The following is a 26648-nucleotide window of genomic DNA, read 5'->3' as shown; positions in this document are numbered from 1 at the left end:
TCGTCCGGATGGGTGTGACGGGCTCGTGGAGGAGGTGCTGCTGCGAGCTTTCGCCGGAGTGGGGCGTGGGCGTCCCGACGCCGGGCAATACCCCGCCCTCATGAGCCCGGTGGGGCGGCGAGAGGATCCGCACACCACAACGACGGAGACGAGGACGAGTCCGTGAACAGACAGACCCCGCGCAGCGCCACGGCCTTGTATGCCGCAGCCGCCACCTGCGCCGCCATAGGTGCCCTGCTGTGGCTGCGCAGCCGGACCGGCACGGCACCCAGCTTGTTCCTGGCCTCGTCCGCCCCGGACACCGACGGCAACCACCCGTCCTCCTGGCGGGTGTGGTCGCCGGTGGTGTCCGAGGAACGTCTTGGTGTGTATCTCCTCGCGGTGGCGCTGGTGGCGGCTCTGGCGGCGCGCCTGGTTGCCACCTGGCGCGAGTGAACCGTGCCGGAACGCCGTCGTCCGTCAGGCCTCGGCGTTGGCGGTGGTGGCCACCTGGGGCCCGGGCTCGGGGCGGAGTACCGGGCGGCGTCGGGTCGGGGCGCCGAGGGTGGGGTGGGCGACGCCCCAGGCCGCGCCCTTGCAGACCAGTTCCTTGTAGAGGGCGGCCGTCCTGCCGGTCAGGGCCGCGCTCACGGCGCGGTCGTCCGCGGTGACGTACTGGATGAGGCCTTCCCTGCGGCCCAGCGAGATGCACTGGTTGAAGTAGCGGAGCGGGGTCTTCGGCACCTTCGTGCCGGTCAGGCGGGCCGCGATGGCGTCGGCGGCCTGCCAGGCGGTGGGGACGCCCGAGGCGCACGACATCCGCAGGGGCTTGTCGCCGGGGCCCGCCACGAGGGCCGCGTCGCCGATGGCGTACACGTCCGGGTGCGAGAGCGAGCGCATGGTCGCGTCGACCGTGATCCGGCCGGTGTCGGAGACGTCCAGTGTGGTCGCCTCCGCGATCGGGTGGACCGCGAAGCCGGCGGTCCAGACGGCGACGGCGGCGGGGAGGGAGATGCCGTCGGCGGTGGTGACGGCGTCGGCCGTCACCTCGGTGATCCTGGTGTGTTCGTGGACCGTGATGCCGAGGCCGGCGAAGACCTTCCGCAGGTGCCGGGCGCCCTTGGGCGAGAACCCGTCGCCGAGGCCGCCGTGCGTGGCGAGGGCTACGGAGAGGTCGGGCCGGGCCTCGGCGAGTTCGGTCGCGGCCTCCAGGCCGGTGAGGCCGCCGCCGATGACGAGGACCTGCTCGCCGGCGTCCAGACGGTCGAGGCGTTCGCGGAGCCGGAGTGCGCCGGGGCGGCCGGCGATCTGGTGGGCGTGCTCGGCGGTGCCGGGGACGCCCTGGCTGTTCCAGCCGCTGCCGAGGGCGTACACGAGGGTGTCGTACGGCAGGTCCTCGGTGACCTCCTGCGCGTCGTCCTGCGCGCCGTTCACGTCCACGACCGTGACGCGCTTGCCGTCGGGGTCGATGCCGGTCACCTTCGCGTGCTTCAGTGCGACGCCGGTGCCCGCGAACATCTCGGCGAAGGGCCTGGGGGTCAGCTCCTGGCCCACCGCCAGCTGGTGCATCCGGACGCGCTCGACGAAGTCGGGCTCGGCGTTGACGAGGGTGATGGCGACGTCCTCGCGGCGCAGCCGCTTGGCAAGGCGGCCGGCGGCGATGGCTCCCGAGTATCCGGCCCCGAGGACGATGATGCGGTGCTGCTGCTGCATTTCCCTGCTCCTGTCTCGCGCGGGTTCGCCTCTTGAACCGGGCGGCCCGGCGATTTCTGACAGGGGGTGTGTGTGACCTGCGTCACGAGGGGCTAGAAGGCTCGGAACAGAGGGTCCCCGTGGTCGGAGGCCGCCCAGCGCCGGGTCGCGCGTTCGAGCTTGTCGGGGTTGACCTGGTTGCGGAACGCGGCGATGCCCTCGGCGGTGATCTCCAGGCACATCACGCCGATGACCCGGCCGCCCACGACCGCCACGACGGCCGGGAGGCCGTTGGCGGTCGTGGTGTGGACCTCGGGGGAGCCGCCGGCGATGTCGCGCTTGGCCTTGCTGGGCTTGAACAGACCGCGCATGAACGTCGCGACCGCGACAGCGCCCTCGAACGCCTTGGCGCGGGCCGGGACCTTGCCGCCGCCGTCGCCGATCGCGACGGCGTCCTCGGTCAGGAGCCGTACGAGCGGCTCGGTCCGGCCGGTGGTCGCGGCCGCGAGGAACTCCTCGACGATCCGCCGGGCGGCCGCCTCGTCGATCCCGGTGCGGGGCCTGCCGTGCGCGAGGTGCTTCTTGGCGCGGTGGAAGATCTGCTGGGTGGCGGCCTCGGTGAGGTCGAGGATCTCGGCGATCTCGCGGTGCGGGTAGCCGAAGGCCTCCCGCAGGACGTACACCGCCCGCTCGTTGGGGGAGAGCCGCTCCATGAGGGTGAGGACCGCGTACGAGACGGAGTCGCGCTGCTCGGCCGTGTCGGCGGGCCCGAGCATCGGGTCTCCGGCGAGCAGCGGCTCGGGGAGCCATTCGCCCACATAGGTCTCGCGCCGGGCGCGGGCCGACGTGAGCTGGTTGAGGCAGACGTTGGTGAGGACCTTCGTCAGCCAGGCCTCCAGGACCTCGATGCGGTCGACGTCGGCTGCCTGCCAGCGCAGGAACGTGTCCTGCACGGCGTCCTCGGCCTCGGTCGCGGAGCCGAGGAGCCGGTAGGCGATCGCCTCCAGACGGGGCCTGGAGGTCTCGAACCGCTCCACGTCCTGCACGCTCAGGGGCATGGACCGGATCCTAACGCCCGCCGCCGCACGGGTCCCGGGGGCGTCCCGGGCGATTCCCCGGCGGTCGCGGACGGGTTCTCACGCCGCGGCCGGCGGGATGTTCTGGTTGGCGTGGAAGAAGTTGTCCGGGTCGTAGGTGCGCTTGACCGCGGCCAGGCGGTCGTAGTTGCCGCCGTACGTGGACCGGACGCGGTCCGGGTCCTCCGCCTCCCCGAGGAAGTTGATGTACGCGCCGCCCATGGAGTGCGGGTGCAGCGCGGTCCAGTAGTCGACGCACCACCGGCGGATCCGTTCGGCGTTGGCCGGGTCGGGGTCGATGCCGGCGATGACACCGGACCAGGTGGCGTCCCGGTAGGCCCAGGGCGTCGCGGCGGGGCCGACCCGGTGGGCGGCTCCGTCGACCGGGTACAGGTGCATCGTCGACAGGCCGGTGGGCAGGTTGCGGCCGAACTCCGCGTGCACGTCGACCGCCGCGTCCGGGATCCCGTCGAAGAAGTCGCCGCGCCAGTACCACTGGAGCCCCTTGGGGATCAGCCCGTCGAACATGGTCTGCAGGGCCGGGTAGGGCATCGGGCTGGTGAAGTGGAACGCGGGCGGCGCCGGTTCCTCGACCGCCTTCAGCAGCTCCTCCAGCCGGCCGGACGCCGGGTCGGCCGTGCAGCACCAGACCACGCCGCACATCTTCTGCCCGTGGATCGCTTCGGGGAAGGGCGGTCCCGGCGGGACCGACAGGAGGGCGAAGAAGCCGTAGAGGTCCTCCGGCGCGGCGGGCAGGAACTCCCGGTACCAGCGCAGGACCTCCGCCGTGCGGTCGACCGGCCACACGGTCACCGCGACCCCGACCGTGCCCACCGTGTGCAGCCGGTACGTGAACGACGTGACCACGCCGAAGTTGCCGCCGCCGCCCCGCAGCGCCCAGAACAGGTCGGCGTGGTGGTTCTCGTTCGCGGTGACGAAGGTGCCGTCGGCCAGCACGACGTCCGCGGCGATCAGGCTGTCGATCGTGAGCCCGTATCTGCGGGTCAGATAGCCGTGTCCGCCGCCCAGGGTGAGGCCGCCCACTCCGGTCGTCGACATGATTCCGGCCGGCACGCCGAGGCCGAAGGTGTCCGCCGCGTGGTCCAGGTCGCCCAGCTGACTGCCCCCGCCCACCTGGGCCGTTCTGGCCTCGGGGTCGACGCGCACCCAGCGCATCGGGGACAGGTCGAGGGTCAGCCCGCCGTCGGTCAGGCACAGGCCGGGCCCGCTGTGTCCGCCGCCTCGGACGGCGAGGCCGAGCCCTGTCTCCTGGGCGAAGCCGAGCGTCGCCCGTACGTCCGCGACGTCCACGCACGAGGCGATGGCGGCGGGGCGCCGGTCGATCATGGCGTTGTAGAGGCTGCGGGACGGGTCGTAGTCCGGGTCCCCCGGCGCGACGACCGGGCCCCGCAGGGCCGTGCGCAGGGTGTCGAGGGCGGTTCCGTCGATGGTGGTGGTCATGGCCGAACACCTCTGAGGGATTCCGGTGGCGAACCCACCGCCCTTCCAGTGTGACGCAGGTCACATCACAAGGCGATATGTGTGGGATCATTGTGGGTTCGTATCCGTGGTGCCCCTCGGTATCCGGCTCGTATCCCGTTTCGCCTCTCTTTCCGTCCACGTCCAGAAGTCCGGGAGTTCACGCATGGGTTGGCAGTGCGGCGGTCTTCGGTGGCCCGAGGACCGGGGCGGTCCGGTGCTCGCGTGGCACCGGGGCCGGCAGACGCGGGGGAGCGTGCTGGCGTACGGGACGGAGCTCGGGTTCCGGGCCGCGGGCGGGCGGACGTGCATCGGCGCGCGGGGCAACGCGTGCCCGGTGACGGCCGCGGTCCCGGAGCGCAGCACCGGCGCGCGCTGCGCGGAGTGCGGGCGGCTGGACCGGGCGCATTCGGTGGCGGCCGACACGATTCCCGACGACCCGCGGACGTACCGCGTGTACCTGGCCTGGTTCGGTCCCGGGATGGTGAAGGTCGGGATCACCGCCGAGGAGCGGGGCGCGGCCCGGCTGCGGGAGCAGGGGGCGGTGGTCTTCAGCTGGCTGGGGCGTGGGCCGTTGATGGCGGCGCGGCGGGCCGAGGAGGTGCTGCGGGCCGCGCTCGGGGTGCCGGACCGGATTCCGTACGCGCGCAAGCGGGCGGTGCGGGCTGATCTCCCGGTGGCCGGCGAGCGGGCCGGCGAGGTGGCGGAGCTGTACGGGAAGGCCGCGGCGCTCGACGGGCGGGGCTGGCCCGAGGCGCTGGAGCGGCTGCCGTTCGAGGCCGTCGACCACGCGGGCATCTTCGGGATCGAGGGGGCGGCCGGGACGGCCGGGCCGGTGCGGGCGGTGAGCGGGCTGGTGGACGGCGGCGCGGTCGCGGGGCGGCTGGTCGCGGCGGCCGGGCCGGATCTGCATCTGGACACCGGGACGGACGGGGTCGTCGTGGTGGACACCCGGCTGATGACGGGCTGGGACCTGGCGGCGGCCGGCCCGGACAGCGGGGTGAGCGTGCCGACCGTCACCGCGGGGGGCGGCGCTTCGCAGGCCGGGCTGTTCTGAGATCGTCGGAGACGGTCGAAGGAGGAGCGCCTGATGGACACGGATGACGGACGCGACGACGTGGTGCGGTTCCATGAGCGGCTCGGACTGCCCGGGATCATCGACGTCCACACGCACTTCATGCCGGAGCAGGTGCTGCGCAAGGTCTGGGCGTACTTCGACTCGGCCGGCCCGCTGACCGGGATGGAGTGGCCGATCGCCTACCGGCACGACGAGGACGAACGCCTCGCGCTGCTGCGCTCGTTCGGCGTGCTCCGGTTCACCTCGATGCTCTACCCGCACAAGGCCGGCATGGCGGCCTGGCTGAACGGCTGGGCGGCCGGATTCGCGGCCCGGGTGCCCGACTGTCTGCACACCGCGACCTTCTTCCCGGAGGAGGGCGCCGGGAAGTACGTGGCGGAGGCCGTCGACGCGGGGGCCCGGGTCTTCAAGTCGCACGTCCAGGTCGGCGCGTACGACCCGAACGATCCGCTGCTGGACCCGGTGTGGGGACTGCTCGCCGAGGCCGGGATCCCCGTCGTGACGCACTGCGGGTCGGGGCCCGCGCCCGGCAGGTTCACCGGGCCGGGACCGGTCGGCGGACTGCTCGCCCGGCACCCCCGGCTGCGGCTGGTCGTGGCGCACATGGGGATGCCGGAGTACGCGGAGTTCCTGGCGCTGGCGGAGACGTACCGGGAGGTGCGGCTCGACACGACGATGGCGTTCACCGACTTCACGGAGGAGCTCACCCCCTTCCCGGCGGCGGAGCGCGGGCGGCTCGCGGCGCTCGGCGACCGGATTCTGCTGGGGACGGACTTCCCGAACATCCCGTATCCGTACGCCCACCAGCTGCACGCGCTGGAACGGCTGGGGCTCGGGGACGACTGGCTGCGGGCGGTCTGCCACGACAACGCGAAGGCGCTGTTCGACTGCTGAGGGCGCGGGGGCGGCCGCCTCGAACGCTTTCTCAGGGAATTCACAGAATCGGAAAAGAACTCTCTCAGGGGCGTCTCACAGGGTTGGGGCATGACGACGACGACCTCGCCCCAGGGGCGTACCGAACTGCTCAGGCCGGACCGGACGCCCGTCCGGGTGCTGGTCGTGGACGACGAGGCCCCGCTGGCCGAGCTGCTCTCCATGGCGCTTCGCTACGAGGGCTGGGAGGTGCGCAGCGCGGGGGACGGCGCGGGCGCCCTGCGCACGGCCCGGGACTTCCGGCCCGACGCGGTGATCCTCGACGTGATGCTGCCCGACATGGACGGGCTCGCCGTCCTCGGCAGGCTGCGCCGGGAGCTCTCCGACGTGCCCGTGCTGTTCCTGACCGCCCGGGACTCCGTCGAGGACCGGATCGCCGGGCTCACGGCCGGCGGCGACGACTACGTCACCAAGCCGTTCAGCCTGGAGGAGGTCGTGGCCCGGCTGCGCGGCCTGATCCGGCGGTCCGGCACGGCGGCGGTGCGCAGCGAGTCGACGCTCGTCGTCGGCGACCTGATGCTGGACGAGGACAGCCACGAGGTGAGCCGCGGCGGGGCCAACATCCACCTCACGGCAACCGAGTTCGAGCTGCTGCGTTTCCTGATGCGCAATCCGCGCCGGGTGCTGAGCAAGGCGCAGATCCTGGACCGGGTCTGGAACTACGACTTCGGCGGACAGGCCAACGTCGTCGAGCTCTACATCTCCTACCTGCGCAAGAAGATCGACGCCGGCCGCTCGCCGATGATCCACACCCGGCGCGGGGCGGGATACCTCATCAAGCCCGGTGAGTAGCACCGTGAAACGGCTGGCGAAGGGGCCGTGGACGCTGCGGACGCGGCTCGTCGTCTCCGCGGTGACGCTGATCGCGGTCGTCGCGGCCGTCATCGGCACGGTGACCGCCATAGCGTTCCACACCTACATGTACGGCAAGCTGGACGACCAGCTGCGTGACATCACGATGCGGGCCGAGCGCAGGCCGGGTGAGCCCGTTCCCGGTGGGCTCAAGAACAAGGACCCGCTCGGCTTCATCGGGATGGGCGGGCAGCCGCTGAAGACGTTCGGTGCGCTGTCCCTGGACGGTGACGTCTCGGAGTCCGCGGTCGTGAACGGGGGCGGGTTCGACGCCAAGGAGAACGTCGACCCCCTGACCGGTGCCCAGGAGGCCGCCCTGGAGGCGGCCGGGGTCACCTCGGACGGCCGTGCGCACGACGTCGACCTCCCCGGGCTCGGCAGCTACCGGGTGCAGGCCACCGCCCCCGCGAGCGACGGGACGACCGTCCTGGTCGGCATCCCCACCGAAGAGGTGAGCCGGGCCATCACCACCCTGATCCTCGTCGAGGTCTGCGTCACCGGGGCCGGGCTCATCGCCGCCGGGATCGCGGGCGCCGCCATGGTCACGGTCGCCCTGCGGCCGCTGCGCCGGGTGGCCGCCACCGCGACCCGTGTCTCCGAACTCCCGCTGCACAGCGGCGAGGTCACCCTCTTCGAACGGGTCCCGGACGCCGAGGCCGATCCGCGCACCGAGGTCGGGCAGGTCGGCGCGGCCCTCAACCGGATGCTCGGCCACGTCGGTTCGGCCCTGGACGTGCGGCAGAAGAGCGAGATGCGGGTGCGGCAGTTCGTCGCCGACGCCAGCCACGAGCTGCGGACCCCGCTCGCCTCGATCCGCGGATACGCCGAACTCACCCGGCGCGGACGGGAGAACGCCGGACCCGACACCCGGCACGCTCTCGGCCGGATCGAGTCCGAGGCGGAGCGCATGACGGGCATGGTGGAGGATCTGCTGCTCCTCGCCCGGCTGGACGCAGGCCGGCCGCTCTCGTGCGAGAGCACTGATCTCTCGCCGCTCGTCATCGACGCGGTGAGCGACGCACGCGTCGCGGGGCGGGTCGCCTCACCGGACGGCTCCGGGTCCACGCACCACTGGCGGCTGGAGCTGCCCGAGGTGCCCGCGACCGTCCGGGCCGACCCGACCAGGATTCAGCAGGTGCTGGTCAACCTGCTGGCCAACGCCCGTACGCACACCCCGCCCGGGACCACGGTCACGGTCCGGGTCCTCGCGGGGGCCGGGCAGCCGTGGGTGACGCTGGAGGTCCGGGACGACGGGCCGGGCATTCCGGCGGAGCTGCTGCCGCACGTCTTCGAACGGTTCGCGCGGGGGGACGCCTCGCGCTCCCGGCACGCCGGTTCGACGGGGCTCGGGCTCGCCATCGTGCAGGCCGTCACCGCCGCGCACGGCGGTGTCGCCGAGGTGCGTTCGGTGCCCGGGGACACGGTGTTCGCCGTCCATCTGCCGGCCGATGGCGGGCACGCGGGCGGTCCGGGCCCGGACGGTTCCACCACCTCACAGCGGGACCACAGGCTCACCACACGGGTGTGACAGCGCGGTTGGCGAGTGTCGGTGTCATGCGAACCGACACTCCCTGGAGCACCCTGCCGGCCCGGGACCACCTCCTGGCCCGCGCGGGCGATGCGGCAGGTGCCCCCGTACTCGACGTGGTGGTACCCGTCTACAACGAGGAGAAGGACCTGGAGCCGTGCGTGCTGCGGCTGCACGACCATCTGGCCCGCACCTTCCCGTACGCCTTCCGGATCACCGTCGCGGACAACGCGAGCACCGACCGGACGCCCGAGGTGGCGCGGCGCCTGGCACGGTCACTGCCCGGGGTGCGGTCCTTCCGGCTGGAGGAGAAGGGCCGCGGACGGGCGCTGCGCACCGTCTGGTCGCACTCGGACGCCCCGGTCCTCGCCTACATGGACGTGGACCTGTCCACCGACCTGAACGCACTGCTCCCGCTCGTCGCGCCGCTGATCTCCGGCCACTCGGACCTGGCGATCGGCTCGCGGCTGGCCCGCAGTTCGCGGGTGGTGCGGGGCACGAAGCGGGAGTTCATCTCGCGGGCGTACAACATCGTCCTGCGCTCGTCGCTGGCCGCCCGGTTCAGTGACGCGCAGTGCGGGTTCAAGGCGATCCGCCGGGAGGTCGCGCAGCGGCTGCTGCCGATGGTCGAGGACACCGGCTGGTTCTTCGACACCGAGATGCTGGTGCTCGCCGAGCGGGCCGGGCTGCGCATCCACGAGGTGCCGGTGGACTGGGTCGACGACCCCGACTCGACGGTCCACATCGTGCGGACCGCCACCGAGGACCTGAAGGGCGTGTGGCGGGTCGGGCGGGCGCTGGCCGTCGGCGCACTGCCGCTCGACCGTCTGGCCCGGCCCTTCGGCGACGACCCGCGCGACCGCGGGATCGGCGGGGTGCCGGGCGGACTGGCCCGGCAGCTGGTCGGGTTCTGCGTCGTGGGCGCTCTCTCCACGCTCGTCTACCTGCTCCTCTACTCGCTCTTCCGGCTGGGCGCCGGCCCGCAGATCGCCAACGGCGGCGCGCTGCTGGTGTCGGCCGTCGCCAACACGGCAGCGAACCGGAGACTCACCTTCGGCGTACGCGGCCGGGGCGGGGCCGTCCGTCACCAGGCGCAGGGCCTCGTGGTCTTCGCCATCGGCCTGGCGCTGACCAGCGGTTCGCTGGCCGCACTGGGCGCGGCCTCCGGCTCGCCCTCGCACGGCACCGAACTCGCCGTGCTGATCGCGGCCAACCTCGCGGCGACGGTGCTGCGGTTCCTGCTCTTCCGCGCCTGGGTCTTCCCCGACCGCGACCGCGACCGGAGCGGTGGCGGCCGCGGCGGTGACGCGGCCCGCCCGGCGGGCACCCCCGCGCCCGGCCCGGCCGCCGCCCCGGCCGACGACACCCACCACGAACTGAGGAACGTCCGATGACCACGCTCGACCACCTCCCGGCCCCACCCCACGCGGGCTCGCCGAGCCTCGGACGGACGGCCGGCCCGCTGCCGCGCCGGCTGTGGCGGGGCAGGCCCGAGGACCCCCGCTGGGCGCGCCCGGCCTTCCTCGCCATGCTGCTGGTCATCACGCTGGCGTACCTCTGGAACCTCGGCTCCTCCGGCTACGCCAACTCCTTCTACTCCGCGGCCGTGCAGGCCGGCAGCCAGAGCTGGAAGGCCTTCTTCTTCGGCTCGCTGGACTCGGCCAACGCCATCACCGTCGACAAACCCCCCGCCACCCTGTGGCCGATGGCGCTGTCGGTGCGGATCTTCGGCCTGAGCTCGTGGGCGATCCTGGCCCCGCAGGTGCTGATGGCCGCGGCCACGGCGGGCGTGCTCTACGCCTCCGTGCGCCGCCGGTTCAGTGCCGCCGCCGGGCTGATCACCATGGCGGTGTTCGCGCTCACGCCCGTCGCCGCGCTGATGTTCCGCTTCAACAACCCGGACGCGCTGCTCGCACTGCTGATGACCGTCACGGTCTACTGCGTGCTGCGCGCGATGGAGAACGGCCGCACCAAGTGGCTGGTGTGGGCGGGCGTCGCGGTCGGTCTGGCGTTCCTGTCCAAGACCCTTCAGGCGTTCCTGATCCTGCCACCGCTGGCGGTGCTGTACGCGGTGTTCGCGCCGGTCTCCGTACGCAGGCGGTTCGGCCAGCTCGGCCTCTCGGCGCTGGCGATGATCCTCGCGGGCGGCTGGTGGGTGGCGATCGTCGAACTGTGGCCCGCCTCCTCGCGCCCGTACATCGGCGGCTCGCAGAACAACTCGTTCCTGGAGCTCACCTTCGGCTACAACGGGCTCGGCCGGATCAACGGCGAGGAGACCGGCAGCGTCGGCGGCGGGGGCGGCCCGGGCGGCGGCTCCGGCGGCCAGTGGGGCGAGACCGGCATCGGCCGGATGTTCAACTCCGAGATCGGCAGCCAGATCTCCTGGCTGCTGCCCGCCGCGCTGATCCTGCTGGTCGCGGGCGTCTGGCTGACCTGGCGGGCGAAGCGGACGGACACCGCCCGGGCGGCGTTCCTCGCCTGGGGCAGCTCGCTGCTGATGACCACGGCCGTGTTCAGCTTCATGGCGGGGATCTTCCACCAGTACTACACGGTGGCTCTGGCGCCCTACCTCGCGGCGCTGGTCGGCATGGGCGCCACGGTCCTGTGGGAGGAGCGGTCCCGCTGGTGGGCGGGCGCCGCGCTCGGTGTCACGGTGGCGGTGACGGCCTACTGGTCGTACGTGCTGCTGGGGCGGACCCCGGACTACCAGGCGTGGCTGCGGCCGGCGGTGCTCGTCGTCGGTCTCGTGGGCGCGGTGGGCCTGCTGCTCGCCTCGCGGCTGGGGCGCCGGCTGGCGCTCGCCGCGGTGGGTCTGGGCTTCGCCGCGTCACTGGCCGGGCCGGCCGCGTACACCGTGAGCACGCTGAACACCGGACACCAGGGCTCGATCGTCACGGCCGGCCCGGCCTCCGGCGGCATGGGCGGCGGTCCGGGCGGCGGTGGCGGCCGCGGTGGCGGGATGCGGCCGCCCGGGCAGGGTGCCCAGCAGGGCAACCAGCAGGGCGGCGGCATGGGACAGCCGCCGGCCGGTGGCCGGGGCGGGCAGCCCCCGACCGGCACCCCGCAGGGGCAGGGCGGTACCGGCACCGCACAGCAGGGGCAGCGGCCCGGAGCCATGCCCGGCATGGGCGAGGGCGGACGGGGCGGTGGCGGCGGTATGGGCGGGCTGCTCAACGGCGCGTCCGTCGACGCCGCGGCCAAGAAGCTCCTCGCGGCCGACGCGGACGACTACACCTGGGCCGCCGCGGCCATCGGCTCGCAGAACGCGGCCAGTTACCAGCTCGCCACCGGCGACCCGGTGATGGCGATCGGCGGCTTCAACGGGAGCGACCCGTCCCCGACGCTCTCCCAGTTCAAGAAGTACGTCGAGGACGGCCGGATCCACTACTTCGTCTCCAGCGGCACGGGCGGCGGTGGCGGCATGGGCGGCAGCGGCGGCACCTCGTCGAAGATCTCCGCCTGGGTGGAGGCCAACTACAAGGAGGTCACGGCCGGCAGCGCCACCTTCTACGACCTGACACAGCCCAAGAGCGCCTGAGGCGGCAGCCCCTCAGCGCCGCAGCAGCAGGTCGGCGACAACAGGGCGGTGGTCCGAGGCGAGCGTCTCGGCCACCGCCGCGTCGCGTACCCGCACGGTGTCCTTCGACACCGCGACGTAGTCGATCCGCTGCACCGGGTCCTGCGCCGGATACGTCGGCCCGCCCGGCTCGATGTCGGTGAGCGTCTCCCACAGCGGGGCCAGCTCCGGCGCGGCCGGTGCCGCGTTGAAGTCGCCGAGCAGGATCTGGTGCACCGGCCGCCGCTCCGACTCCTGGTCCTCTGCCATGATCCGCCGGGTGTCGGCCACCTGGGCGGTCCGGACGGACGGGTCGCCGCGGTAGTCGAGGTGCGTCGCGTACACGTGCACCGGGACCCCCTTCACCCGCAGCACCACCTCGCCGAAGCCGGGCGCGGGGGCCGGGACCGGGTTCGGGTCCTGGGTGGAGAGCCGGGTGATGTCGTGGTTCTCGGCGCTCACGATGCGGTAGCGGGACAGCACCGCGACGCCGAACTCGCGCCGCGGAGCGTCCGCCGTCGCCGGATCGAGGCTGTAGATCGGTGCGAACGACACGTGCATGCCGAGCCGTTGGCCCAGTTCGGCCGCCAGGTCGCGGTTCTGGCTGCGGTCGCCCCAGTGGACGTCGACCTCCTGGAGCCCGATCACGTCCGCGTGCAGCGAGCGGAGTTCGGCCACCTGCCGGTCGAGATCGAAGACGTTGTCCATGCCGGCTCCCGCATGGATGTTGTACGTGGCGACGCGCAGGGGCACCAGCTGACCCGGCCCGTGCCCCGCAGCGGCCGCGGGCGGCATCAGAGCCGCCCCCAACAGGCCTGCGGCCAGCAGAACTTCCACCGTACGACGACGCAGTGACATACCACTCCAGCCCTTGTCGGATCAGCGACCGGAACGCTATCGCGGGAAAGTCGTTTGTACGTGGCTCATGCACGGCTATACGGTGTACAACGATTCCCCTGTACGCCGTATAGGGACTTGATCCGACGCCCGGGAGTCCGAATGACGGCGACCTCCGCCGAGCCGAACCGCCTTGTGTCGCCGAGCCATCCGCAGCGCTGGCTGATCCTCGGCGTCATCTGTCTCGCGCAGCTCACCGTGCTGCTCGACAACACCGTCCTCAACGTCGCGATCCCCTCCCTCACCCGGGAGCTGCACGCCTCCACCGCCGATGTGCAGTGGATGATCAACGCATACTCGCTCGTGCAGTCGGGGCTGCTGCTGACCGCCGGCAGCTCGGCCGACCGATACGGCCGCAAGAAGATGCTGATCGCGGGCCTCGCCCTGTTCGGCGTCGGCTCACTGGTCGCCGGGCTCGCCCAGTCGTCCGGGCAGCTGATCGCCGCCCGGGCGGGCATGGGCATCGGCGGTGCGCTGCTGATGACCACGACCCTCGCCGTCGTCGTCCAGATCTTCGACGACACCGAGCGGGTGAAGGCGATCGGCATCTGGTCGACCGTCAGCTCGCTCGGCTTCGCCGTCGGCCCGCTGATCGGCGGGGTGATGCTCGACCACTTCTGGTGGGGCGCCATCTTCCTGATCAACATCCCGGTCGCCGTGATCGGCCTGGTGGCCGTGGCGCGGCTGGTCCCGGAGTCGAAGAACCCGAGCGGGGAGCGCCCCGACCTGCTGGGCGCGCTGCTCTCCACCATCGGCATGGCCGCGGTCGTGTACGCGATCATCTCCGGCCCGGGCCACGGCTGGACCTCCGGCCAGGTGCTGCTGACCGCCTTCGTCGGGGTCGCCGTCCTCACCGGGTTCGTGCTGTGGGAGCTGCACATCCCGTATCCGATGCTGGACATGCACTTCTTCCGGAACCAGAAGTTCATCGGCGCGGTCGCGGGCGCGATCCTGGTCGCGTTCGGAATGGGCGGCTCGCTGTTCCTGCTCACCCAGCAGCTCCAGTTCGTGCTCGGGTACGGGCCGCTGGAGGCAGGGCTGCGCACGGCCCCGCTGGCGCTGAGCGTCGTCGCGCTGAACCTCACCGGGCTGGGCGCCCGGCTGGTGCCCAGGCTCGGTACGCCGGTCACCATCGCCTCCGGGATGGGGCTGCTCGCCGCGGGCCTCGCCGCGATCGCCCTGTTCGGCGGGGACGGTTACGGCGGCACCCTGCTCGGCCTGCTGGTGATGGGCGCCGGCATCGCGCTCGCCATGCCCGCGATGGCCAACGCGATCATGAGCGCCATCCCGCCGGAGAAGGCGGGCGTCGGCGCCGGGGTCAACGGCACCCTGGCCGAATGCGGCAACGGCCTCGGGGTCGCGGTGCTCGGCGCGGTCCTCAACTCCCGCTTCGCCGCGCTCGTCCCGTCGGCCGTCGGCGCCGCCTCGCTGCCGGCCGCGCTGGCCGCCGCGGACGGTGCGGGGGAGCGGCGGGCCATCACCGACGCCTTCTCCTCGGGCCTGGAGACCAGCATGCTGGTGGGGGCGGTGGCCGTGCTGGCCGGCGGTCTGCTGGCCGCGGTGCTGCTGCGGCGGGCGGAACGGGGAGAATCGGGGCAGGCTGATCCTGCCGCGGCGGCGGCATAGCATCAGGCGGGATGTACCGGACCGTACTGCTCCGTTTACCGGCACGGACACGTGAGCACGCGGTATGCGGGCACGGAGTAGGTGAGCACGGGTACGTGAGCACGGAGTACGTATCCGGTCCGTCCCGCCGGTGAGACGAGGAGTGCGCCATGGTGTCCGCGGCCGACCGCGCGAAGGACCCTGCCCGGACGAGTGTGTGGCTGAACCACCGGCCACCGTCGCGCGCCCGGAAACCGGACCAGCCCGCAGGACTCGACCGCGACCGGATCACCGCGGCCACGGTCCGGCTGCTGGACGCCGAGGGGCTCGCGAAGTTCTCCATGCGCCGGCTCGCCGCCGAACTCGACGTCACCGCGATGTCCCTCTACTGGTACGTCGACACCAAGGACGACCTGCTGGAACTGGCCCTCGACTCGGTCTACAGCGAGATCGACCCCCCGCAGGAGGACGCGCCCTGGGAGACCCGGCTGCGCACGTTGGCGACGGCCTACCGGGAGCTGCTGGTCCGGCACGTCTGGGTCTCCCCGCTCGTCGGGAAGTTCCTCAACACGGGCCCGCACGCGATGCTCATGTCGTACGCGATCCAGGACGTGATCCGCGCGACCGGCCTGCCGATGGGACGGCAGACCGGCGCGCTGTCCGCGGTCTTCCAGTTCGTGTACGGATTCGGCACCGTCGAGGGCCAGTTCGCCCAGCGCAGTGCCGAGGCGGGGCTCACCCAGGACGAGTACTTCCAGCAGGCGATGGCGGCCATCCAGGGCCAGCCGCAGCTGGGCCCGATCGTGGAGAACTCGCAGGACCTCATCGCCGCGCGCGGCGCCGACACCGTGCACGAGATGCACGAGCGGGACTTCGCGTTCGCGCTCGACCTGCTGATCGCGGGCATCGTCGCGATGCGGGAGCGGGCCGGACGGGAGCAAGCCGGGGACGGGGAAGAGGCCCGCCCCCGTCAGTAGCCGCGAGCCGTGTCCACGGCGAGCGCCGGGAGCCGCCCCGCCGTCAGCTCCCGCAGACAGGCCGTGAAGTCCGTGACCACGTCCTCGTCGGCCGTGATGCCCGCGGAGTGCGAGGTGATGACCGTACGGGGCAGCCGCCAGCAGGGATCGTCCGGCGCCGCGGGCTCATCGGGCAGGACGTCGAGCACCGCCCGCCCGACCGTGCCCGCACGCAGCGCCCGCTCCAGCGCGGCCAGGTCCACGGTCGCGCCCCGGCCCACGTTGACGAAGGTGGCCCCGCCCATGGCCGCGAACCGGTCCGCCCCGAAGTACCCGGCCGTCGCGTCCGTCAGCGGCAGCGCGGCCACCACCCAGCGGGCGGCCACCGGCTCGTCCGGACGGGCCAGCGCGTCGAAGCCCGGCGGCACCTCGCGCGGTGTGCGGGCCACGCCCACCGTCCGGATGCCGCACGCCCGCAGCAGCCCGGCGACGGACGAGCCGATCCGTCCGGTGCCGTGAACCAGGGCCGTCTGCCCGGCCGCGAGTTCCGAGGGGATGCGGCGCCACTCGGCCCGGGCGTGCTGTACGGCGAACTCCGGGACCGACTGGCACTCGGCGAGCACCCAGCCCAGCACGTACTGCGCGATCCGTTCGCCCATCCGGCCCACCGTCCGGGTGAGCAGCGCACCGGCCGGCCACGGCCCGGCGCCCAGCAGGGCGTCCGTACCGGCGTTCACGCTGTGGAACCAGAGCAGGCCGTCCCCGCGCAGCGCCTCGGGCAGTGTGGCCCCCACGTAGACGTAGGGGCCGCCTCCGGCGTCCGCGGCGCGCTCCACCCGGTGTCCGGTGGCCCGCTCCAGGGCGGCGGCCGTGGTGGGCCCCACCTCGGGGCCGGCCAGCAGCCGGGCCCGGGCGAGCCGTTCGGCAGGGGGCGGCGGGAGCGTCATAGCGGTCAGCTGCCCGGGGCCAGGTGCGCCGGGAAGCCGCCGGTGGCGACCGGGCTCCACCGCTCGGGGGTGATCCTGATGATCGACTTGCCCTGCTTCAGCATGGCCGCCCGGTACTCGTCCCAGTCGGGGTGCTCCCCCGAGATGTTCCGGAAGTACTCGACCAGCGGCTCGACCGAGTCCGGTGAGTCGATCACCTCGGCCGAACCGTCGACCTGGACCCACGGCCCGTTCCACTCGTCCGACAGGACGATGACGCTGACCCGCTCGTCGCGCTTGGCGTTGCGGGTCTTGGCCCGTTCGGGGTAGGTCGAGACGACGATCCGGCCGGCGTCGTCGACGCCGCAGGTGAGCGGCGAGCCCTGGGGGCGGCCGTCGGACCGGGTGGTCAGCAGGATCGCCCGGTGCCGGGGCCGTACGAAGGCCAGCAAGTCGTCGAGTTCCACGGCGGTGTTGGTCGCGATGTTGGATGCCATGGAACCGACCCTACGACCGTGCGGTCAGGCGGTCGGCAGGGAATCGCCCTGCACGGCCTGGATGTCGAGCTCCACCCGCAGCGTCGTGCCGATCGCCGAGATGCCCGCCTGGACCACCTGGTTGTAGTTCATGGCGAAGTCCTCGCGGCGCAGCTCGGCCGTGGCACGGAACGCCGCACGGACGCCGCCCCACGGGTCGGGGCCGGTGCCGAGGTAGCTCAGGTCCAGATCGACCGGGCGCTCCACGCCGTGCAGCGTCAGCTCGCCGTGCACGGTCCAGCGGTCGGGGCCCGCCGGGGTCAGTCCGCCGGAGCGGTAGGTGATCTCCGGGAACCGCTCGGTGTCCAGGAAGTCGGGCGACCGCAGGTGCTTGTCCCGCATGCCGTTGCCGGTGTCGATGCTGGCCGCGCTGATGACCGCGTCCACGCGGGAGCGCTGGACGTCCTCGGCGATCTCGATCCGGCCGCCGAACTCGGTGAACCGGCCGTGCACGCTGGAGATCCCCAGGTGCTGGGCGACCGCGGCGACCGAGGAGTGCGCCGGGTCCAGCGACCAGGCGCCCGGCGGCGGCAGCTCCACGCCGCCCTGGCGGGCCAGCACCACAGTGCCGGCCTCGACCCGGCCGCTCGCCGTGACGAGGGCGGTGGAGGCGGCGGGTGCGTACCCGACCGCCGTCACGATCACGGTGTACGCGCCCGCGGACAGCGGGGTGTCGGTCCGCACCGTCCCGTCCTCGTCGGCGGCGGCCCGCAGCACCTGCGTACCGGTCATGTCGGTGACCGTCACGACCGCGTGCTGGACGGCCCAGCCGTCCCGCGTGCGTACCTGTGCGCGAAGTCCCATCCCGTTTTCTCTCCTTGCGTCCTTGCTCAATGGCCCGTCCGCTCCCGGAACGGGTCACTCAATGAGTCGGGCCCCGGGGCGGGGACGGCAGGCCGTCCCCTGCCTGCCGTCCCCACCGCCGGGGCCCATTTTCCGCCTGCCCGGACAGACTCTCCGCTCGAAGTGCCGTCCCGCCAGGGGTCCTGCGGGTCCGGGGAGAACCCCCGGACCGGTTACGCGCCCGGGTGGACGAGCTCGATGTCGTGGCCGTCGACCCCGCGACCGGCCACGGTCAGGGCGCCGGCCACCGGCGGGTAGCCGGTCGCGATGACCGAGTACTCGCCCGCGTCCAGGTCGGCGAAGGCGTACGCCCCGTCCTCCCCGGTCGTCGAAGTGGCGATCACGTTGCCGGCCGCGTCGACCAGCGTGACCCGGGCGTCGGGCAGCGGCCGCCGGCTCGTGCCGGCCCGCACCACGCCCTGGACCAGCGCACCGGACTGCAGTGCGGCGTCGACCCGGGTGACACCCTGGCCGCCGACCTCGACAGGCAGCGCCAGCGGGCGGAAGCCGGCCGCGTTGACCGCGACGGTCACCGCGCCGGGGACCAGCTCACCGAAGGTGAACTCGCCCGCGTCGCCGGACTTGCCGGTCGCCAGCACGTCGCCGCGCACATCGGTCACGATGACCATGGCGCCCTCGACCGGAGTGCCGCCCTCGGCGGCCCGCACGGTCCCGGCCAGGCCGCTCGTGCCGGCCAGCAGGATGTCGTAGGCGAGCGGTGAGTCACCGACGACCACGGTGGACGCCTGCGGCTGGAAACCGTCGGCGGACGCGATCAGCACGTAACTTCCGGCGCCCGGGGCGTCCAGCCCGTAGGAGCCGTCGGCCTGCGCGACCGAGATGCCCAGCTGCCGGCCGCCCAGCGAGATCAGCGTGACGGCGGCCTTGGCGACCGGCACACCCTCGGCGCCGCGCACCACACCGCGGACCGCGGTGCCCTGCACGGCCGTCACCGGGGCGGCCACCGGGTCCTGAAGGGTGTCCACGGCGGTGACGCCGGCGGTTCCCTCGGAGACCAGGGCGGCGGTACCGGAGGGGACCTCGGCGAGTGCCGCGGTCTCGGCCGGGGCCGGTGCGTCGTTGGCGGCGTTCGTCCTGAGCGCGACCTCCTTGATGAAGATCGTGATCAGGAAGGCGAGCAGCGCGGCCGGAGCGGCGTACAGGAAGACGTCACCGACGCCGTGCCCGTACGCGGCCTCCACGACCGTGCGGAACGGTGCGGGCAGCGTGTCCAGGTTGGGGATGCCCCCGCCGCCCGTCCCGCCGTGGCCGAGGGCCGCGCCCTGCGGACCGAGGTCCGCCAGGCCGTCCTTGACGTAGTGGGTGACGCGGTTCGCCATGACGGCGCCCAGGGCCGAGACCCCGATCGCACCACCGAGCGAACGGAAGAAGGTGACGACGGAGCTGGCCGAACCGAGGTCCGAGGGGTCGACCTGGTTCTGCGTGGCGAGCACCAGGTTCTGCATCATCATGCCGATGCCGAGACCCATCACGAACATGAAGATCGCGATGTGCCAGTACGTGGTGTCGTACCGGATGGTGCCGAGCATCCCGAGGCCCGCGGTGAGCAGGAAGCCACCGCTGACCAGCCAGGCCTTCCAGCGGCCCGTCTTGGTGATGATCTGGCCCGAGAGGGTCGACGAGAGGAAGAGACCCGTGATCATCGGGATCGTCATCACACCGGACATCGTCGGCGACTTGCCGCGTGCCAGCTGGAAGTACTGGCTGAAGAAGACGGTTCCCGCGAACATCGCGATACCGACGAACAGCGAGGCGAGCGAGGCGAGCGTGATCGTCCGGTTGCGGAAGAGCCGCAGCGGGATGATCGGCTCCTTGGCCCGGGACTCGGTGAAGACGAACAGCAGCACGAGGACCAGGGAACCCGCGAGCATCGCGCCGGTCTGCCAGGACATCCAGTCGTACTTGTCGCCCGCGAAGGTCACCCAGAGGAGCAGCAGCGAGACGGCGGCGCTGATGAAGAAGGCGCCGGTCCAGTCGACCTTGACCTCACGCTTGACGACCGGGAGCTTCAGGGTCTTCTGGAGCACGATCAGGGCGATGACCGCGAACGGCACACCCACGTAGAAGCACCAGCGCCAGCCCATCCAGCTGGTGTCGGTGATGACACCGCCGAGCAGCGGGCCGCCGACGGTGGCGACGGCGAAGACCGCGCCGAGGTAGCCGCTGTAGCGGCCGCGCTCGCGCGGGGCGATCATCGCGGCCATCACGATCTGGGCCAGGGCGGAGAGACCGCCGACGCCGATGCCCTGCACCACACGGCAGGCGATCAGCATGCCGCTGCTGGTCGACATACCGGCGACGACCGAGCCCGCGACGTAGATGATCAGTGCTATCTGGACCAGCAGCTTCTTGCTGAACAGGTCCGAGAGCTTGCCCCACAGGGGGGTGGTCGCCGTCATGGCCAGCAGCGAGGCCGTGACGACCCAGGTGTAGGCGCTCTGGCCGCCGCCCAGGTCGGAGATGATCTCCGGCAGGGCGTTGGAGACGACGGTGGACGACAGAATCGCGACGAACATGCCGAGCAACAGCCCGGTGAGCGCTTCCATGATCTGCCGGTGTGTCATCGGCGTGCCGTCGGAGGAGTCGTTCCCTCCGTGCTTGGCGTGGCCGCCCCGCACACCGGTTGGTGTGGTCGTAGCCATTTAAATCCTTGTCTTTGCTTCTGTTACACGGGTGTACGGGTGTACGAGCCGTTGTGGCTGTCGGTGTGCCGGGAGCGGCAGTCGCCGCTGTGCTTTCCGGGGACGCACCCGCCGGAGCCGCGACAGGAGAAGCTGTCGCGCAGCCGGGCCAGCAACGTGTTGAGCTGCCCGACCTCTTCGTCGGACCAATCCTCGAGGTGGTGGGCGAACATCTCGGTCGTCCGCCGGTTCAGTTCGCCGAGCACGCCCTCGCCCGCGGGGGTCAGCCGCAGGATCCGGGAGCGCTTGTCCGCCGGGTCCGGGGACCGCTCGATCCAGCCGCGTTCCGCCACGTGAGCGACGTGCCGGCTGGTCACCGACATGTCGACTGCGAGGAGCTCGGCCAGTCTGCTGATCCGTATCTCCCCGTGCTGGCTCAGCAGAGCCAGCACGGCGGCGGAGCCGGCAGGGCACTCGGCGGGCAGGATGCGGGCGAGTCCCCGTTTGACGGCGCCGATGGCGCTGAGCTGCCGGGCCAGTTCTTCGTACTGACTCCGTGCGGCCACGGGACCCCCAGACATCTCGCACCGGTCATCTTGTTGCTTAGGGCAACCATAGAAGCCGTTGGTTGCTGCAGGCAAACGAAAAGTGCCTTGCATAAGTAAAGGAACGCAAAAGGCTGTGTAGGGCGCGGGTCAAACGCCCAGCGTGTGCGCCACAGGAGTGGCAGGTGTGTCTCCTGCCACACCGGGGTCGGGATGCGGTGGCTCGGGGCGGGCTGCCGAGTTCCGCGGGACGTACGTGCGACGCCCCGTCGCGCGCACCTCGGCGGCCCTTCGCGCACATATACGGGTGCGGGGCGGGCGTCACGGCGGGGTGATCCGTCAACTGCACGCGGGTGCGGGCTGGTTGGTGGATCCCCGCCGTCGCGGGCCCGGTGCCGGGGCCGGCGGACGCGGCGGCATCGGCACCGCTCCTTCACCGCTTCCCCGGTTATGGCCTCGCGCCTTCACCGCCCCGGGGGTTGGGCCCTTCCGCCGAGTTCGCTAGGGTCCTGCGACATGGCACACAACCCCCACGCCCCGCAGGGTCCCGAGGGCAACAGCGACCCGGCAGGCAACACCCAGATGTTCCGCGCCTTCGTCGACGAGGGCGAGCCGCAGCGCAGGCAGCAGCCCGCCGCCGTGTCGTCCGGACCGAGGACCGGGATGATCGCCGCGGTCGTCGCGGTGATCGTCGTGCTCGGCGCGGTCGCCTGGCTCGCGCTCGGCTGACCGGCCCTCCGGTCACTCCGCACCCACCCGTCACTTCCAGACGGCGGTGACGTCCCGGGTATCGACATGCATGCCCAGGGGCACCCGCCAGGCGTCCACACAGACGGTGTACGTCTTCTTCAGCGCCGCTCCCGCGCCGATCGGTGCGGGCAGCGGCGCTGTCGATTCCCGGGTCGCCCAGTCGATCCCCAGCCCGCCGATGATGTGCGTGGCGAAGGTGACGGTGCCCGAACGCACCGGTGAGCCGCCGGTGTTGCGGAACTCCACGGTCACCTTCTCGCACCACCGCTCGTCCGCCGCCGCGCGCACGGGCGCGCCGACCTTCAGGACGGCGGGGCCGGCGGGAGCGGTGGAGCCGGGTGCGGAGGGGGATGCGGGGCCGGTGGACCCGGTCGATCCGGTAGATCCGCCCGTGGACCCGCCGGAGGAACTGGTTCCGGTCCCGCTTCCGGCCGCGGAACCGGTTGACGGGGTGCCGCCGGCCGTTCCGGTGCTGCCGGACGCGCCGCCCGAGGTCCGTGCCGGACTGCCGGAGGCTCCCGGCCGCGCCGTGTCCGCCCCGGAGCCGCCCGTACCGCCGCCGGCACCCGTACCGCCCGCACCGCCCGCACTGTCCGGGCTTCCGGCGGAGGGCGAGGAGTCCGAAGGGTCCCCGGTCCCGCTCGTGCCGCCGGCCCCGTCCAGCGGGACCAGCGTGACCTTCCCCGAGGGCGCCACCGCACCCGACGGCGTCCTCCCCGGGCCCGCACCGGCGGCGCCGACCGCCGTGTAGCCCTCGCCGCCCGCCCGGTCGCCGCAGCCTGTCAGCGCACCGCCCAGGCACAGCACGGCCGCCGAGGCGGCGAGCACGGTGCCCCGGCGGCCGGACCTGACCCATGTCTGACGTCGCATCGCGCCAGTGTGTCTGACGGACCGTCAAATCGGAACCCTCGGGTCCCGGCTTCCGGGTCAGTCGGCGATGAGCCCCTCCCTGAGCTGGGCGAGCGTGCGGGTCAGCAGCCGCGAGACGTGCATCTGCGAGATGCCGACCTCCTCGCCGATCTGCGACTGGGTCATGTTGGCGAAGAACCGCAGCATGATGATCTGGCGCTCGCGGGCCGGGAGTTTGGCCAGCAGCGGCTTGAGCGACTCGCGGTACTCGACGCCCTCCAGCGCCGCGTCCTCGTACCCCAGCCGGTCCGCCAGCGAGCCCTCGCCGCCGTCGTCCTCGGGTGAGGGCGAGTCCAGCGAGGAGGCGGTGTAGGCGTTGCCGACGGCCAGGCCGTCGACGACGTCCTCCTCGGAGACGCCGAGCGCCTTGGCCAGCTCGGGAACGGTCGGCGAGCGGTCGAGCTTCTGGGCGAGCTCGTCGCTGGTCTTGGTGAGGGCGAGCCGCAGCTCCTGGAGCCGGCGCGGCACCCGCACCGACCACGAGGTGTCGCGGAAGAAGCGCTTGATCTCGCCGACGACGGTGGGCATCGCGAACGTGGGGAACTCCACGCCGCGTTCGCAGTCGAACCGGTCGATCGCCTTGATCAGGCCGATCGTGCCGACCTGGACGATGTCCTCCATGGGTTCGTTACGGCTGCGGAACCGTGCCGCGGCGTAGCGCACCAGCGGCAGGTTGAGCTCGATGAGTGTGTCCCGCACATAGGCGCGCTCCGGACTGTCCGTTCCGTCGGGGCCCGGTGCGGGACCCAGCGCGGCGAGCCGCAGGAACAGGGAGCGGGACAGCGTGCGGGTGTCGATGGCTTCCGACGAGCTGGTGAGCACAACGGGTGCGGGTGCGCTCTTCGTGAGCGTGAGCACCTTCGAGCTGCCCTGTTCTGCGGACATGCCACCCCCTTGAGGTCGCGGACGGTCGCGGTGGCCGCGACCATCGGAGGAACGCAGCCTCCACCTGAATACCGGAGGGGAGGCTGCGGCAAACGCGGTTCCCGCAGAATGTCACATGTCGGCAACACGCTGTAGTGACTTGTCGACAAGTTCTGGGGGTGTCTGCGCAGTTAACAAGGGGTGTGCGGCTTTTGGTCCGCGAGGGGCGCCCGAGGATCGGTCTACCCGATCCGGTTACGCCTCGATCCTGTTTGCGGATCGCAGTCGGGCAAAGCTTCGGGCCAGGAGCCTTGACACGTGCATCTGGGAGACTCCCAGTTCGGCGCTGATCTGGGACTGCGTCAGATTGCTGTAGTAGCGCAGCAGCAGGATCCGCTGTTCGCGTTCGGGCAGTTGTACGAGCAGGTGCCGGACCAGGTCGCGGTGTTCGACCCCGGCCAGCGCCGGGTCCTCGTAGCCGAGCCGGTCGAGCAGGCCGGGCAGCCCGTCGCCCTCCTGGGCGGCTTCGAGCGAGGTCGCGTGGTACGAGCGGCCGGCCTCGATGCAGGCCAGCACCTCGTCCTCGGAGATCTTCAGCCGCTCGGCGATCTCCGCGGTGGTGGGGGAGCGGCCGTGAGCGGTCGTCAGGTCCTCGGTGGCGCCGGTGACCTGGACCCAGAGCTCGTGCAGCCGGCGCGGTACGTGGACGGTCCGCACGTTGTCCCGGAAGTACCGCTTGATCTCGCCGACCACGGTCGGCATCGCGAAGGTGGGGAACTGGACGCCGCGTTCGGGGTCGAACCGGTCGATGGCGTTGATCAGGCCGATCGTGCCGACCTGGACGACGTCCTCCATCGGCTCGTTGCGGCTGCGGAACCGCGCGGCGGCGTACCGCACGAGCGGCAGGTTGGCCTCGATCAGGGCCGTCCTGACCCTGCCGTGCTCCGGGGTGCCCGCCTCCAGCCCCTGGAGGCGGCCGAAGAGCACCTGGGTGAGCGCCCTGGTGTCCGCGCCCCGGGTCCTGGCGGGCGCGACCGTGTCATCGGGCGTCTCGGTCTGGATCGTCTGGACTGTCTGGGCCGTCTCTGCCGCCGCCGGGGACGGCGTCCGGGTGGCCTGGACGGCCTGGACGGTCTGGGGAGGCACTTGAGGCGCTGTACTGGCCGGCACGATGACGCCACCCCTTTGCGGTCAACTTCGGTCAACTCATCCTTCAAAAGCGGTCATAGCATCACAAGACATGTCCACTATGTGCAAGCACCCCATAGCGCCGTGTTGACCCTGAATCGGTTTAAACACAAAGAAAAGCCCCTCACCATCGTGGTGAGGGGCTCGCAGGGCCGAAGGCGTCAGAACGGGTAGTCGGCGATCACCCAGGTGGCGAATTCACGCCACTGCCCGGCGGCCGCCTGGTGGGCCGGATGCTCGATGTAGCTCTTCAGCGCGGCCTCGTCGGCGACCGCGGAGTTGATGGCGAAGTCGTACGCGATCGGCCGGTCGGTGATGTTCCAGGCGCACTCCCAGAACTCCAGCCCGGGCACCTTGTCCGGCAGTTCCCGGAAGGCGGCGGCGCCCGCGACGACCCGCGGATCCTCCCGCTCGACGCCGTCGTTCAGCTTGAACAGGACCAGATGGCGGATCATGGGGGTACTCCTACTTCACGAGCTCGGACATGAAGTCGCCGACGCCCTGTGCGGCACTCGAAACGCCCTCGAACCCTACCTGGACGAGGTCCGCGGCCCGGGCGGGGGACGTGATGATCGTGTAGAGCACGAAGACGACTATCAAGTAGAGAGCAATCTTCTTCGCTTGCACCATCAGCCCCTGACTCCCCTTCGATCCCCTGTGCGGTCGGGCGAGTCTATCCGTACACATGGCCGTATCCGCCTGCTGTTTCCGATCACACATACGGTCTTTAAGGACCAAGGACCCGGTGATCGGGGTCCTTCGCCCGCCCCCGCGGCTTATGCGGCAAGGCAGCATGGAGAACGAGCCCCCGGGGATCTGGCAGGAATCCGAGGGGCGAGGAACAGGACCTCTCTGTGGGGTCCTCGCCGCGGCCTCCCCCGATCGCGGCGAGGGCTGGTAGGGCCTGTTCTCATCGGGGGAAGCGGCTTGTCCCCCCGATGCCGCTTCCCCCGACCTGAACGCACACGAGGCCCCGGGTCCGACGACGGTCGGACCCGGGGCCTCTGTCATGACCCGTCCGGGGCAGGCGACGCCCGGCCCGTTCAGGCCGGCCGGCCGCGGCGGCCGCGCTGGCGCTCCAGGCTGCTCCGCAGATGGTCGGTCATGGCCTCGGCGGCCCGCTCGGGGCTGCGGCGCAGGATGGCCCGGACGATCCGGTCGTGCTCGGCATGGGTGGGCTCGCCCGCGCCCGGGATGCTGCTCAGCCGGAAGATGTGCAGGTGCGAGTGGAGACGTTCCACCGCGTCGCACAGCAGAGGACGTCCCGCGGCCTCGGCCACGGTCTCGTGGAAGCGCTGGTCGAGGGCGGCGAACTCCCGGTAGACGGCGTACCTGTCGCCGGATCCCGGCAGGCTGCGCATCGACTCCTGGAGCTGTTCGAGCCGGTCGAGCCGGGCCTCGTCGGCGTGCCGGGCGGCCAGCGCGGCCGCCTCGGGCTCCAGGAGCAGCCGCATGTCGAACAGCTCTTCCAGCCCCTGGGAGGTGAGCAGCGCGGTCGCCCGGTAGCCCGCCTGGGACCGCTTGACGACCAGGCCGTCCGATTCGAGCCGGGCCAGCGCCTCGCGTACCGGAGTGGGCGAGACCGCCAGGGTGCGGGCCAGCGCGTCGATCCCGACCCGGGCCTCCGGGGCGATCTCATGGTCCATGACCATGGCCTTGATCGCCTCGTACACGGTGTCGGCCAGCACCTGCCGGGGAGGCTCCGGCGACTGGGAGGAGCCGGCGGACTCTTCCGACGGCATCCGGCCTCCTGCGGCAGTGGGCGGTGGCGGGACCGCGCACCTGCGGCGCAGTCTATCGAGCCGGGCCTTGCG

25 protein-coding genes are annotated in these 26648 nt (G+C 72.1%); 10 read left to right on the top strand and 15 right to left on the bottom strand.

Annotation, left to right across the window (positions count from 1 at the left end; all coding sequences use genetic code 11):
- Nucleotides 1-162 precede the first annotated feature (162 nt).
- Nucleotides 163-435, top strand: coding sequence for a hypothetical protein (locus OG521_19545; GenBank protein WUW22866.1), 273 nt, complete (start codon nucleotides 163-165; stop codon nucleotides 433-435).
- A 24-nt stretch (nucleotides 436-459) separates the two neighbouring features.
- On the opposite strand, the gene OG521_19540 is transcribed toward OG521_19545, so the two are convergent.
- The 3 genes from OG521_19540 to OG521_19530 form a co-directional block, all read right to left on the bottom strand.
- Nucleotides 460-1692, bottom strand: coding sequence for an FAD-dependent oxidoreductase (locus tag OG521_19540; protein WUW22865.1), 1233 nt, complete (start codon nucleotides 1690-1692; stop codon nucleotides 460-462).
- A gap of 92 nt (nucleotides 1693-1784) precedes the next feature.
- Nucleotides 1785-2729, bottom strand: coding sequence for an RNA polymerase sigma-70 factor (locus OG521_19535; GenBank protein ID WUW22864.1), 945 nt, complete (start codon nucleotides 2727-2729; stop codon nucleotides 1785-1787).
- Nucleotides 2730-2807: 78 nt separating this feature from the next.
- Nucleotides 2808-4208, bottom strand: a complete 1401-nt coding sequence (locus tag OG521_19530; protein WUW22863.1) for an FAD-binding oxidoreductase — start codon at nucleotides 4206-4208, stop codon at nucleotides 2808-2810.
- Between the two features lie 184 nt (nucleotides 4209-4392).
- Between OG521_19530 and OG521_19525 the strand changes: the two genes are divergently transcribed.
- From OG521_19525 to OG521_19500, 6 genes are all read left to right on the top strand, one after another.
- Nucleotides 4393-5283: a DUF2797 domain-containing protein gene (locus OG521_19525; GenBank protein ID WUW22862.1), complete on the top strand. Its 891-nt coding sequence runs from the start codon at nucleotides 4393-4395 to the stop codon at nucleotides 5281-5283.
- A 33-nt stretch (nucleotides 5284-5316) separates the two neighbouring features.
- On the top strand, nucleotides 5317-6198 hold the full coding sequence (locus OG521_19520) for an amidohydrolase (GenBank protein ID WUW22861.1): 882 nt from the start codon (nucleotides 5317-5319) through the stop codon (nucleotides 6196-6198).
- Between the two features lie 90 nt (nucleotides 6199-6288).
- The gene (locus tag OG521_19515; GenBank protein WUW22860.1) at nucleotides 6289-7029 is read left to right on the top strand and encodes a response regulator transcription factor; all 741 of its coding nucleotides are present in this window, start codon (nucleotides 6289-6291) and stop codon (nucleotides 7027-7029) included.
- Complete coding sequence (locus OG521_19510) at nucleotides 7022-8617, top strand: HAMP domain-containing histidine kinase (GenBank protein ID WUW22859.1); 1596 nt, start codon at nucleotides 7022-7024, stop codon at nucleotides 8615-8617. Before OG521_19515 ends, OG521_19510 begins: the two co-directional genes overlap by 8 nt.
- 26 nt (nucleotides 8618-8643) lie before the next feature.
- On the top strand, nucleotides 8644-10011 hold the full coding sequence (locus OG521_19505; protein WUW22858.1) for a bifunctional glycosyltransferase family 2/GtrA family protein: 1368 nt from the start codon (nucleotides 8644-8646) through the stop codon (nucleotides 10009-10011).
- Entirely contained in the window at nucleotides 10008-12155 is a 2148-nt protein-coding gene (locus OG521_19500) for a glycosyltransferase family 39 protein (protein WUW22857.1), read from the top strand. The genes OG521_19505 and OG521_19500 overlap by 4 nt, the downstream gene beginning before the upstream one ends.
- Before the next feature lie 12 nt (nucleotides 12156-12167).
- Here the strand turns inward: OG521_19500 and OG521_19495 are convergent, their stop codons facing one another.
- A complete protein-coding gene (locus OG521_19495; protein WUW22856.1) occupies nucleotides 12168-13031 on the bottom strand; it encodes an endonuclease/exonuclease/phosphatase family protein in 864 nt (287 codons plus the stop codon).
- A gap of 141 nt (nucleotides 13032-13172) precedes the next feature.
- Between OG521_19495 and OG521_19490 the strand changes: the two genes are divergently transcribed.
- Nucleotides 13173-14696, top strand: coding sequence for an MFS transporter (locus OG521_19490; GenBank protein WUW22855.1), 1524 nt, complete (start codon nucleotides 13173-13175; stop codon nucleotides 14694-14696).
- Nucleotides 14697-14845: 149 nt separating this feature from the next.
- Nucleotides 14846-15652: a TetR/AcrR family transcriptional regulator gene (locus OG521_19485; protein WUW22854.1), complete on the top strand. Its 807-nt coding sequence runs from the start codon at nucleotides 14846-14848 to the stop codon at nucleotides 15650-15652.
- Here the strand turns inward: OG521_19485 and OG521_19480 are convergent.
- From OG521_19480 to OG521_19460, 5 genes are all read right to left on the bottom strand, one after another.
- Nucleotides 15646-16578 (bottom strand): D-2-hydroxyacid dehydrogenase, encoded by a 933-nt coding sequence (locus OG521_19480; protein WUW22853.1) that lies wholly within the window; start codon nucleotides 16576-16578, stop codon nucleotides 15646-15648. The genes OG521_19485 and OG521_19480 overlap by 7 nt on opposite strands.
- A gap of 5 nt (nucleotides 16579-16583) precedes the next feature.
- Nucleotides 16584-17054: a PPOX class F420-dependent oxidoreductase gene (locus OG521_19475; GenBank protein WUW22852.1), complete on the bottom strand. Its 471-nt coding sequence runs from the start codon at nucleotides 17052-17054 to the stop codon at nucleotides 16584-16586.
- A gap of 24 nt (nucleotides 17055-17078) precedes the next feature.
- A complete protein-coding gene (locus OG521_19470) occupies nucleotides 17079-17897 on the bottom strand; it encodes a YceI family protein (protein WUW22851.1) in 819 nt (272 codons plus the stop codon).
- Nucleotides 17898-18109: 212 nt separating this feature from the next.
- Nucleotides 18110-20599 carry an MFS transporter gene (locus tag OG521_19465; protein WUW22850.1) on the bottom strand — a complete coding sequence of 830 codons (2490 nt, stop codon included), beginning with the start codon at nucleotides 20597-20599 and terminating at the stop codon, nucleotides 18110-18112.
- 23 nt (nucleotides 20600-20622) lie between these two features.
- Nucleotides 20623-21144, bottom strand: coding sequence for a MarR family winged helix-turn-helix transcriptional regulator (locus OG521_19460; GenBank protein WUW22849.1), 522 nt, complete (start codon nucleotides 21142-21144; stop codon nucleotides 20623-20625).
- A 495-nt stretch (nucleotides 21145-21639) separates the two neighbouring features.
- Between OG521_19460 and OG521_19455 the strand changes: the two genes are divergently transcribed.
- On the top strand, nucleotides 21640-21852 hold the full coding sequence (locus OG521_19455; protein ID WUW22848.1) for a hypothetical protein: 213 nt from the start codon (nucleotides 21640-21642) through the stop codon (nucleotides 21850-21852).
- A 30-nt stretch (nucleotides 21853-21882) separates the two neighbouring features.
- Here the strand turns inward: OG521_19455 and OG521_19450 are convergent, their stop codons facing one another.
- The 6 genes from OG521_19450 to OG521_19425 all read right to left on the bottom strand — a co-directional run bounded on the left by OG521_19450 (nucleotide 21883) and on the right by OG521_19425 (nucleotide 26576).
- Complete coding sequence (locus OG521_19450) at nucleotides 21883-22743, bottom strand: hypothetical protein (GenBank protein WUW22847.1); 861 nt, start codon at nucleotides 22741-22743, stop codon at nucleotides 21883-21885.
- Nucleotides 22744-22800: 57 nt separating this feature from the next.
- Nucleotides 22801-23667 carry an RNA polymerase sigma factor SigF gene (locus OG521_19445; GenBank protein ID WUW22846.1) on the bottom strand — a complete coding sequence of 289 codons (867 nt, stop codon included), beginning with the start codon at nucleotides 23665-23667 and terminating at the stop codon, nucleotides 22801-22803.
- Between the two features lie 234 nt (nucleotides 23668-23901).
- The gene (locus OG521_19440) at nucleotides 23902-24816 is read right to left on the bottom strand and encodes an RNA polymerase sigma factor SigF (protein ID WUW22845.1); all 915 of its coding nucleotides are present in this window, start codon (nucleotides 24814-24816) and stop codon (nucleotides 23902-23904) included.
- 179 nt (nucleotides 24817-24995) lie between these two features.
- Nucleotides 24996-25289 carry a Dabb family protein gene (locus tag OG521_19435; protein ID WUW22844.1) on the bottom strand — a complete coding sequence of 98 codons (294 nt, stop codon included), beginning with the start codon at nucleotides 25287-25289 and terminating at the stop codon, nucleotides 24996-24998.
- Between the two features lie 10 nt (nucleotides 25290-25299).
- Nucleotides 25300-25464: a hypothetical protein gene (locus OG521_19430; GenBank protein WUW22843.1), complete on the bottom strand. Its 165-nt coding sequence runs from the start codon at nucleotides 25462-25464 to the stop codon at nucleotides 25300-25302.
- A gap of 413 nt (nucleotides 25465-25877) precedes the next feature.
- On the bottom strand, nucleotides 25878-26576 hold the full coding sequence (locus tag OG521_19425; protein WUW22842.1) for a GntR family transcriptional regulator: 699 nt from the start codon (nucleotides 26574-26576) through the stop codon (nucleotides 25878-25880).
- Between the last annotated feature and the right edge of the window lie 72 nt (nucleotides 26577-26648).

Source organism: Streptomyces sp. NBC_01463 (assembly GCA_036227345.1).
Taxonomy (GTDB): Bacteria; Actinomycetota; Actinomycetes; order Streptomycetales; family Streptomycetaceae; genus Streptomyces.
Note: the sequence above shows the minus strand (reverse complement) of the source record. Positions and strands in the feature narration are given on the sequence as shown.

What these genes read in the sequence shown, in the direction of transcription:
- OG521_19520 (WUW22861.1), top strand. Translation starts at nt 5,317, where the DNA reads ATGGACACGGATGACGGACGCGACGACGTGGTGCGGTTCCATGAGCGG.
- OG521_19455 (WUW22848.1), top strand. Translation starts at nt 21,640, where the DNA reads ATGGCACACAACCCCCACGCCCCGCAGGGTCCCGAGGGCAACAGCGAC.
- OG521_19425 (WUW22842.1), bottom strand. Translation starts at nt 26,576, where the DNA reads ATGCCGTCGGAAGAGTCCGCCGGCTCCTCCCAGTCGCCGGAGCCTCCC.
- OG521_19495 (WUW22856.1), bottom strand. Translation starts at nt 13,031, where the DNA reads ATGTCACTGCGTCGTCGTACGGTGGAAGTTCTGCTGGCCGCAGGCCTG.
- OG521_19430 (WUW22843.1), bottom strand. Translation starts at nt 25,464, where the DNA reads ATGGTGCAAGCGAAGAAGATTGCTCTCTACTTGATAGTCGTCTTCGTG.
- OG521_19465 (WUW22850.1), bottom strand. Translation starts at nt 20,599, where the DNA reads ATGGCTACGACCACACCAACCGGTGTGCGGGGCGGCCACGCCAAGCAC.
- OG521_19535 (WUW22864.1), bottom strand. Translation starts at nt 2,729, where the DNA reads ATGCCCCTGAGCGTGCAGGACGTGGAGCGGTTCGAGACCTCCAGGCCC.
- OG521_19450 (WUW22847.1), bottom strand. Translation starts at nt 22,743, where the DNA reads ATGCGACGTCAGACATGGGTCAGGTCCGGCCGCCGGGGCACCGTGCTC.
- OG521_19435 (WUW22844.1), bottom strand. Translation starts at nt 25,289, where the DNA reads ATGATCCGCCATCTGGTCCTGTTCAAGCTGAACGACGGCGTCGAGCGG.
- OG521_19470 (WUW22851.1), bottom strand. Translation starts at nt 17,897, where the DNA reads ATGGGACTTCGCGCACAGGTACGCACGCGGGACGGCTGGGCCGTCCAG.
- OG521_19480 (WUW22853.1), bottom strand. Translation starts at nt 16,578, where the DNA reads ATGACGCTCCCGCCGCCCCCTGCCGAACGGCTCGCCCGGGCCCGGCTG.
- OG521_19485 (WUW22854.1), top strand. Translation starts at nt 14,846, where the DNA reads ATGGTGTCCGCGGCCGACCGCGCGAAGGACCCTGCCCGGACGAGTGTG.
- OG521_19525 (WUW22862.1), top strand. Translation starts at nt 4,393, where the DNA reads ATGGGTTGGCAGTGCGGCGGTCTTCGGTGGCCCGAGGACCGGGGCGGT.
- OG521_19475 (WUW22852.1), bottom strand. Translation starts at nt 17,054, where the DNA reads ATGGCATCCAACATCGCGACCAACACCGCCGTGGAACTCGACGACTTG.
- OG521_19490 (WUW22855.1), top strand. Translation starts at nt 13,173, where the DNA reads ATGACGGCGACCTCCGCCGAGCCGAACCGCCTTGTGTCGCCGAGCCAT.
- OG521_19505 (WUW22858.1), top strand. Translation starts at nt 8,644, where the DNA reads ATGCGAACCGACACTCCCTGGAGCACCCTGCCGGCCCGGGACCACCTC.
- OG521_19445 (WUW22846.1), bottom strand. Translation starts at nt 23,667, where the DNA reads ATGTCCGCAGAACAGGGCAGCTCGAAGGTGCTCACGCTCACGAAGAGC.
- OG521_19515 (WUW22860.1), top strand. Translation starts at nt 6,289, where the DNA reads ATGACGACGACGACCTCGCCCCAGGGGCGTACCGAACTGCTCAGGCCG.
- OG521_19500 (WUW22857.1), top strand. Translation starts at nt 10,008, where the DNA reads ATGACCACGCTCGACCACCTCCCGGCCCCACCCCACGCGGGCTCGCCG.
- OG521_19540 (WUW22865.1), bottom strand. Translation starts at nt 1,692, where the DNA reads ATGCAGCAGCAGCACCGCATCATCGTCCTCGGGGCCGGATACTCGGGA.
- OG521_19530 (WUW22863.1), bottom strand. Translation starts at nt 4,208, where the DNA reads ATGACCACCACCATCGACGGAACCGCCCTCGACACCCTGCGCACGGCC.